General features: G+C 63.4%; 14 protein-coding genes. All 14 read right to left on the minus strand.

The annotated features are described in order from the left end of the window. Positions 1 to 25: 25 nt before the first annotated feature. Positions 26 to 604, minus strand: coding sequence for a 50S ribosomal protein L5 (rplE, locus tag DH10_RS05810; protein ID WP_192244859.1), 579 nt, complete (start codon positions 602 to 604; stop codon positions 26 to 28). Next, a complete protein-coding gene (gene rplX / locus DH10_RS05815; protein ID WP_126054440.1) occupies positions 597 to 911 on the minus strand; it encodes a 50S ribosomal protein L24 in 315 nt (104 codons plus the stop codon). Before rplX ends, rplE begins: the two co-directional genes overlap by 8 nt. Positions 912 to 923: 12 nt before the next feature. Continuing rightward, complete coding sequence (gene rplN, locus DH10_RS05820; RefSeq protein ID WP_006205457.1) at positions 924 to 1,292, minus strand: 50S ribosomal protein L14; 369 nt, start codon at positions 1,290 to 1,292, stop codon at positions 924 to 926. Between the two features lie 72 nt (positions 1,293 to 1,364). Continuing rightward, a complete protein-coding gene (gene rpsQ / locus DH10_RS05825) occupies positions 1,365 to 1,604 on the minus strand; it encodes a 30S ribosomal protein S17 (RefSeq protein ID WP_027170362.1) in 240 nt (79 codons plus the stop codon). A 4-nt stretch (positions 1,605 to 1,608) separates the two neighbouring features. Continuing rightward, positions 1,609 to 1,809 carry a 50S ribosomal protein L29 gene (gene rpmC / locus DH10_RS05830; RefSeq protein WP_095807484.1) on the minus strand — a complete coding sequence of 67 codons (201 nt, stop codon included), beginning with the start codon at positions 1,807 to 1,809 and terminating at the stop codon, positions 1,609 to 1,611. 14 nt (positions 1,810 to 1,823) lie between these two features. Further along, positions 1,824 to 2,237, minus strand: coding sequence for a 50S ribosomal protein L16 (gene rplP, locus DH10_RS05835; protein WP_027170364.1), 414 nt, complete (start codon positions 2,235 to 2,237; stop codon positions 1,824 to 1,826). A gap of 27 nt (positions 2,238 to 2,264) precedes the next feature. Beyond that, positions 2,265 to 2,990: a 30S ribosomal protein S3 gene (rpsC, locus tag DH10_RS05840; RefSeq protein WP_192244857.1), complete on the minus strand. Its 726-nt coding sequence runs from the start codon at positions 2,988 to 2,990 to the stop codon at positions 2,265 to 2,267. Continuing rightward, complete coding sequence (gene rplV / locus DH10_RS05845; protein WP_006205462.1) at positions 2,990 to 3,379, minus strand: 50S ribosomal protein L22; 390 nt, start codon at positions 3,377 to 3,379, stop codon at positions 2,990 to 2,992. The genes rpsC and rplV overlap by 1 nt, the downstream gene beginning before the upstream one ends. Positions 3,380 to 3,381: 2 nt before the next feature. Then, on the minus strand, positions 3,382 to 3,660 hold the full coding sequence (gene rpsS / locus DH10_RS05850; protein WP_006205463.1) for a 30S ribosomal protein S19: 279 nt from the start codon (positions 3,658 to 3,660) through the stop codon (positions 3,382 to 3,384). Between the two features lie 16 nt (positions 3,661 to 3,676). Continuing rightward, positions 3,677 to 4,510 (minus strand): 50S ribosomal protein L2, encoded by an 834-nt coding sequence (rplB, locus tag DH10_RS05855; RefSeq protein WP_040970375.1) that lies wholly within the window; start codon positions 4,508 to 4,510, stop codon positions 3,677 to 3,679. A gap of 22 nt (positions 4,511 to 4,532) precedes the next feature. Continuing rightward, on the minus strand, positions 4,533 to 4,826 hold the full coding sequence (locus DH10_RS05860; protein ID WP_126094108.1) for a 50S ribosomal protein L23: 294 nt from the start codon (positions 4,824 to 4,826) through the stop codon (positions 4,533 to 4,535). Beyond that, entirely contained in the window at positions 4,823 to 5,443 is a 621-nt protein-coding gene (rplD, locus tag DH10_RS05865; RefSeq protein WP_192384437.1) for a 50S ribosomal protein L4, read from the minus strand. Before rplD ends, DH10_RS05860 begins: the two co-directional genes overlap by 4 nt. Then, positions 5,443 to 6,162, minus strand: a complete 720-nt coding sequence (gene rplC / locus DH10_RS05870) for a 50S ribosomal protein L3 (protein ID WP_192244853.1) — start codon at positions 6,160 to 6,162, stop codon at positions 5,443 to 5,445. The genes rplD and rplC overlap by 1 nt, the downstream gene beginning before the upstream one ends. Positions 6,163 to 6,255: 93 nt before the next feature. Then, on the minus strand, positions 6,256 to 6,564 hold the full coding sequence (gene rpsJ, locus DH10_RS05875; protein WP_006205468.1) for a 30S ribosomal protein S10: 309 nt from the start codon (positions 6,562 to 6,564) through the stop codon (positions 6,256 to 6,258). Positions 6,565 to 6,665 lie beyond the last annotated feature (101 nt).

Raw genomic sequence — 6,665 nt, forward strand, 5'->3', positions numbered from 1 at the left:
TCAGATTTTTCCTTTTTCGCTGCCGTTACTGGCGGAAGGGGAAGTTGAAGGCCTTGAGCAGCGCCCTGGCCTCGTCGTCCGTCTTCGCCGTCGTACAAACGATGACGTCCATGCCCCAAACCTGATCAACCTTGTCGTAGTTGATCTCTGGGAACACGATGTGTTCCTTGATGCCCATGGCGTAATTGCCACGGCCGTCAAAGCTCTTCGGGTTCAGTCCGCGGAAGTCGCGGACGCGCGGCAGCGCGATGTTCACGAGGCGGTCGAGGAACTCGTACATGCGTTCCTTGCGCAGCGTGACCTTGGCGCCGATCGGCATGTTCTCGCGCACCTTGAAGCCGGCGATCGAGTTGCGGGCGCGGGTGACGACGGCCTTCTGGCCGGCGATCAGCGCGAGATCCTCGGCCGCGATCGAGGGCTTCTTCGAATCGCCGGTCGCCTCGCCGACGCCCATGTTCAGCACGATCTTGTCGATCCGCGGAACCTGCATGTCGTTGTCGTAGCCGAACTGCTCCTGCAGCGCCTTGCGGATGGTCTCGTTGTAGACCTTCTTGAGGCGCGGCTCGTTCTTGGCAGCCGCCTGCTTGGTTTCAGCCTTAGCCATTGATGACTTCTCCCGAACGCTTGGCGACGCGCACCTTCTTGCCGTCCTTCTGGATGGTGAAGCCGACGCGGGTCGGCTTGCCGTCCTTGGGGTCGGCCAGCGCGATGTTCGACAGGTGGATCGGCGCTTCCTTGGTGATGATCCCGCCCTCTTGGGACTGGGTCTGCTTCTGGTGACGGCGAATGAGGTTCACGCCGCGCACGAGCGCGGTGTCTTCCTTCGGCTGCACCGACAGGACTTCGCCCGAACGGCCCTTGTCCTTGCCGGCAAGCACGACGACCTTGTCGCCTTTTCTGATCTTCTGCATTGGTCCGGCTCCTTACAGCACTTCAGGCGCGAGCGAGATGATCTTCATGTGGTTCTTGGCGCGAAGCTCGCGCGGAACCGGCCCGAAGATACGCGTGCCGATCGGCTCTTTCTTGTTGTCGACGAGAACGGCCGCGTTCTTGTCGAAACGGATCACGCTGCCGTCCGGACGGCGGATGTCCTTGGCCGTGCGAACCACGACCGCCTTCATCACGTCGCCCTTCTTAACGCGGCCGCGCGGGATGGCTTCCTTGATCGACACCACGATGATGTCGCCGACGGAGGCATACTTCCGCTTCGAACCGCCCAGCACCTTGATGCACATGACACGACGAGCGCCGGAATTGTCCGCGACGTCGAGGTTTGTTTGCATCTGAATCATGACTGGCCGCCTTCTTCTTTTCTAACGGGACGGGCTCGAAGCCCCTCCCCGGTCTGTCCAAAATTCGTTTGTTTACGCCTGGTCCGAAGTGACGACGATCCAGCGCTTGTCCTTGGAAATCGGCTTCGATTCCTGGATGAACACCTGGTCGCCGACCTTGTGGGCGTTGTTCTCGTCGTGCGCCTTGTACTTCTTGGTCATGCGCACGGTCTTCTTCATCACGGGATGCGTGAAGCGCCGTTCGACCTTGACGACGACCGTCTTCTCGTTCTTGTCGCTGACGACGGTGCCCTGCAGAATGCGCTTTGGCATGGTCTTAACCCTTCTTGGCCGCGGCTTTTTCCGCGGCGATGGTCTTGATGCGCGCGATGTCCCTGCGGACCTGCTTCACGCGCGCGGTCTTCTCGAGCTGGCCGGTGGCCTTCTGGAAGCGCAGGTTGAACTGCTCCTTCTTCAGGCTGGCCAGGTCGTCAGTCAGCTGATCCTGGGTCTTGGTCCGGATGTCTTCGGCTTTCATGGTTCAGCCCGTCCTTATTCTGCGATGCGCTGTACGAAGCGCGTCTTGACCGAGAGCTTGGCGGCACCGAGGCGCAGCGCCTCACGCGCGGTCTCCTCGCTGACGCCGTCGATCTCGAACATGATGCGGCCAGGCTTGACACGCGCCGCCCAGTAGTCGACGGCGCCCTTGCCCTTACCCATGCGCACTTCGGTCGGCTTCGAGGTGACCGGCAGATCCGGGAACACCCGGATCCAGACGCGGCCGGCGCGCTTCATCTCGCGGGTGATCGCGCGGCGGGCCGCCTCGATCTCGCGCGCGGTGACGCGGTTCGGCTCAAGCGCCTTCAGCCCGAAACCGCCGAAATCCAAGTTGGTGCCGCCCTTGGCGGTACCGTGGATACGGCCCTTGAACTGCTTGCGGAACTTTGTGCGCTTTGGCTGCAGCATCGTTCTAACTCCAAATTCTCAAATGTCTCAGGCGTTCTCGCGACGACGACCGCGCTCGCGCTCGCCGCCGGCCGCACCGCCGTGATCGCCTTCGGTGGCGCGACGCTCGGAGGCCATCGGGTCGTGCTCGAGGATCTCGCCCTTGAACACCCACACCTTGACGCCGCAGATGCCGTAGGCCGTGTTCGCCTCGGCTGTGCCGTAATCGACATCGGCGCGCAGCGTGTGCAGCGGCACCCGGCCTTCGCGGTACCACTCCATGCGCGCGATTTCGGCGCCGCCGAGACGGCCGGAGCAGTTGATGCGGATGCCCTCGGCGCCGAGACGCATCGCCGACTGAACGGCACGCTTCATGGCGCGGCGGAACGCGATGCGGCGCTCGAGCTGCTGGGCGATCGACTGGGCGATCAGCGTGGCGTCGATTTCCGGCTTGCGCACCTCGACGATGTTGAGGTGCGTCTCGGACTTCGTCATCTCCATCAGCTTCTTGCGGAGCTTCTCGATGTCGGCGCCCTTCTTGCCAATGATCAGGCCCGGACGTGCCGCGTGAATGGTGACGCGGCACTTCTTGTGCGGGCGTTCGATCACGACCTTGGAGATCGCGGCTTGCTTGAGTTCCTTCTCAACATACTTGCGGATCTTGATGTCCTCGTGCAGCAGCTGGCCGTACTCGCCGGTGTTCGCGAACCAGCGCGAATCCCAGGTACGGTTGATGCCGAGACGCAGCCCGATCGGATTGACTTTCTGGCCCATTATGCGGCCTCCCCTTTTTCCTCGACTTCACGAACGACGATCGTGAGGTGCGAGAACGGCTTCTCGATACGGCTGGCGCGACCGCGGCCACGAGCATGGAACCGCTTCATGACGATCGACTTGCCGACATAGGCTTCCGCCACGATCAGCGCGTCGACGTCGAGGTCGTGGTTGTTTTCCGCGTTGGCGATCGCCGACTCCAGCGTCTTCTTGACCGTGCCGGAAATCCGCTTGGCCGAGAATTCGAGATCGGAAAGCGCTGTCGCGACCTTCTTGCCGCGGATCAGCGCGGCAACCAGGTTCAGCTTCTGCGGGCTGATACGGATCGTGCGCAGAACGGCGCGCGCTTCGTTGTCAGCAAGCCTGCGCGGAGCTTTGGCCTTGCCCATGATTATTTCCTCTTCGCCTTCTTATCCGCGCCATGACCGTAATAGGTCCGGGTCGGAGCGAATTCACCGAACTTGTGACCGACCATGTCCTCGTTCACCGAGACCGGGACGTGCTTCTGGCCGTTGTAGACACCGAAGGTGAAGCCGACGAACTGCGGCAGGATGGTGGAGCGACGGCTCCACATCTTGATCACCTCATTGCGACCGCCTTCACGAACCTTGTCCACCTTCTTGAGAAGGTAGCCGTCGATGAAGGGGCCTTTCCAAATCGAACGAGTCACTTGGCGTTACCTCTTCTTAGCTCTTGCGCTGATGGCGCGAGCGCACGATGAACTTGTCGGTCGCCTTGTTGGACCGCGTCTTCTTGCCCTTGGTCGGCTTGCCCCAGGGCGAAACCGGATGACGGCCACCCGAGGTGCGGCCTTCGCCGCCGCCGTGCGGATGATCGACCGGGTTCATGGCCACGCCGCGATTGTGCGGGCGCTTGCCGCGCCACACGGTGCGACCGGCCTTGCCGTCATTGATGTTGCCGTGGTCGGGATTCGACACGGCGCCGACGGTGGCCATGCAGGAGCCGTGCACGACGCGCTGCTCGCCCGAGTTGAGGCGCAGGATCGCCATGCCCTGGTCGCGGCCGACGAGCTGGGCGTAACCGCCCGCCGAACGGGCGACCTGGCCGCCCTTGCCCGGCTTCAGCTCGATGTTGTGGACGATCGTGCCGACCGGCATCGAGGCCAGCGGCATCGCGTTGCCCGGCTTCACGTCGACCGCTTCGCCGGCCACGATCTTGTCGCCGGCAGCCAGGCGCTGCGGCGCCAGGATGTAGGACAGCTCGCCGTCGTCATACTTGATCAGCGCGATGAAGGCGGTGCGGTTCGGATCGTATTCGATACGCTCCACCGTGCCGACGACGTCGTACTTCTTACGCTTGAAGTCGATGATGCGGTACGAACGCTTGTGACCGCCGCCGATGAAGCGGGCCGTGATGCGGCCGTAGTTGTTGCGGCCGCCCGACTTGGTCAGGCCTTCGGTCAGGCCCTTGACGGGCTTGCCCTTGTAGAGGCCCGAGCGGTCGACGATGACCAGCTGGCGGGTGCTCGGCGTTACCGGGTTGAATTTCTTGAGTGCCATTGTCCTGTCCTCGCGGCCTTGCTCAGAGACCCGTCGCGACGTCGATCGACTGGCCCTCGGCCAGCGTCACAACCGCCTTCTTGACGTCGCCCTGGCGGCCAACCGTGCCGCGGAAGCGCTTGATCTTGCCCTTGCGGACGAGCGTGTTCACGGCCATCACCTTGACGCCGAAGAGCGCTTCGACGGCGGCCTTGATTTCCGGCTTCGACGCCTTCTTGGCGACGTTGAAGACGACCTGGTTCTGCTCGGAAGCCATGGTCGACTTTTCAGTGATCGCCGGCGAGACGATCACGTCGTAGTGACGAAGGTCGGTCATTTGAAGCGCTCCTCGAGAGCCTCGACGGCGGCCTTCGAAAGGACCAGCGTGCCGCGGCGCAGAATGTCGTAGACGTTGATGCCCTGGATGGGCAGCACGTCGATGTTCGGAATGTTGGTCGCCGCCAGCTTGAAGTTCTGGTCGAGCTCGGCGCCGCCGATCACCAGGGCGTTGGTCAGCCCGAGCGTCTCGAGGTTAGCTGCCAGCGCCTTGGTCTTGGCGTCGGCCAGCTTCAGTTCGTCGACGATGATCAGCGAAGCGCTCTTGGCCTTGGCCGAGAGAGCATGCTTCAAGCCCAGCGCGCGCACCTTCTTCGGCAGGTCGTGCTCGTGGCTGCGCACGACCGGGCCGTGCGCCTTGCCGCCGCCGCGGAACTGCGGAGCGCGAGCCGAATGGTGACGGGCGCGGCCCGTACCCTTCTGCTTGTACATCTTGGCGCCGGTGCGCGCGATCTCGGCGCGGCCCTTGGCCTTGTGCGTGCCCTGCTGCTTCTTGGCGAGCTGCCAGCGCACGACGCGCTGCAGGATGTCCTCGCGCGGATCAAGGCCGAAAATCTCCTCGGAGAGTTTCACCTTGCCGGCGTCCTTGCCGCCGAGCGTTGTGATCTTGAGATCCATTATTCAGCTCCCTCAGTGGCCGGGGCGTCGTTCTTGGCGACAGCGGCGGCGCGGATTGCGGCAGGCTTCGGCGCGTTGGCAGGCAGCGCAACCTTGGCCGCATCGCGAACCAGGATCCAGGCGCCCTTGACGCCCGGAACGGCGCCGCGGATCAGGATCAGGCCGCGGTCGGCATCGGTCGAGACGACCTCGACATTCTGCGTGGTGACGCGGACGTCGCCCATGTGGCCGGCCATCTTCTTGCCCTTGAACACCTTGCCGGGGTCCTGGCGCTGGCCGGTCGAGCCGTGCGTGCGGTGCGACACCGAGTTACCGTGCGTGGCGCGGCCACCACCCATGTTGTGCCGCTTGATCACGCCCTGGAAACCCTTGCCGGTCGAGGTGCCGGTGACGTCGACCTTCTGGCCGGCGACGAAGTGCTCGACGGTGAGTTCGGCGCCGACGTCGATCATGTTCTCGGCGGAGACGCGGAACTCGGCGAGCTTCGCCTTCGGCTCGACGGAGGCGGCAGCGAAATGGCCGCGCATCGCCTTCGACGTGTTCTTCACCTTGGCAAGGCCAACGCCGAGCTGGACGGCGGTGTAGCCGTTCTTCTCCTGCGTGCGCTGCGCCACGACCTGGCAGTTCTCCATCTGGAGAACGGTGACGGGAACGTGTTCCCCGGCATCGTTGTAGATGCGGGTCATTCCCACCTTCTTTGCAATCACACCTGAACGCATCGGTTCAATTCCTTTAGAGTTCCCTGTCGGGGCTAGCGCCCCTCCACGCCTCTTGTTCCTTCAGAGTTCCGGGTCGCCCCGCCCTCTTGTTCCTTAGAGCTTGATCTCGACGTCGACACCGGCGGCCAGATCGAGCTTCATCAGAGCATCGACCGTCTGCGGGGTCGGATCGACGATGTCGAGCAGCCGCTTGTGGGTGCGCATCTCGAACTGCTCGCGGCTCTTCTTGTCGACGTGAGGCGACCGGTTGACCGTGAACTTTTCGATCCGCGTCGGCAGCGGAATGGGGCCGCGGACGTTGGCGCCGGTGCGCTTGGCGGTCGACACGATTTCGCGCGTCGAGGCGTCGAGCACCCGGTGGTCAAACGCCTTAAGGCGGATGCGGATATTCTGTCCGTTCATGCGTCAATTCCTTGTTCTGGCGCGGCGCGGGCAGCCCGCGCCCGCGACAGATCCGTTTCGTCCAATTACTCTTTGATGGTGACGACGATGCCGGCACCGAC

Source organism: Mesorhizobium silamurunense (assembly GCF_014843825.1).
GTDB lineage: Bacteria > Pseudomonadota > Alphaproteobacteria > Rhizobiales > Rhizobiaceae > Mesorhizobium > Mesorhizobium silamurunense.

What these genes read in the sequence shown, in the direction of transcription:
- rpmC (WP_095807484.1), bottom strand. Translation starts at nt 1,809, where the DNA reads ATGAAAGCCGAAGACATCCGGACCAAGACCCAGGATCAGCTGACTGAC.
- rpsJ (WP_006205468.1), bottom strand. Translation starts at nt 6,564, where the DNA reads ATGAACGGACAGAATATCCGCATCCGCCTTAAGGCGTTTGACCACCGG.
- rplE (WP_192244859.1), bottom strand. Translation starts at nt 604, where the DNA reads ATGGCTAAGGCTGAAACCAAGCAGGCGGCTGCCAAGAACGAGCCGCGC.
- rpsC (WP_192244857.1), bottom strand. Translation starts at nt 2,990, where the DNA reads ATGGGCCAGAAAGTCAATCCGATCGGGCTGCGTCTCGGCATCAACCGT.
- rplV (WP_006205462.1), bottom strand. Translation starts at nt 3,379, where the DNA reads ATGGGCAAGGCCAAAGCTCCGCGCAGGCTTGCTGACAACGAAGCGCGC.
- rplP (WP_027170364.1), bottom strand. Translation starts at nt 2,237, where the DNA reads ATGCTGCAGCCAAAGCGCACAAAGTTCCGCAAGCAGTTCAAGGGCCGT.
- rplD (WP_192384437.1), bottom strand. Translation starts at nt 5,443, where the DNA reads ATGGATCTCAAGATCACAACGCTCGGCGGCAAGGACGCCGGCAAGGTG.
- rplB (WP_040970375.1), bottom strand. Translation starts at nt 4,510, where the DNA reads ATGGCACTCAAGAAATTCAACCCGGTAACGCCGAGCACCCGCCAGCTG.
- rpsQ (WP_027170362.1), bottom strand. Translation starts at nt 1,604, where the DNA reads ATGCCAAAGCGCATTCTGCAGGGCACCGTCGTCAGCGACAAGAACGAG.
- DH10_RS05860 (WP_126094108.1), bottom strand. Translation starts at nt 4,826, where the DNA reads ATGACCGACCTTCGTCACTACGACGTGATCGTCTCGCCGGCGATCACT.
- rplN (WP_006205457.1), bottom strand. Translation starts at nt 1,292, where the DNA reads ATGATTCAGATGCAAACAAACCTCGACGTCGCGGACAATTCCGGCGCT.
- rplC (WP_192244853.1), bottom strand. Translation starts at nt 6,162, where the DNA reads ATGCGTTCAGGTGTGATTGCAAAGAAGGTGGGAATGACCCGCATCTAC.
- rplX (WP_126054440.1), bottom strand. Translation starts at nt 911, where the DNA reads ATGCAGAAGATCAGAAAAGGCGACAAGGTCGTCGTGCTTGCCGGCAAG.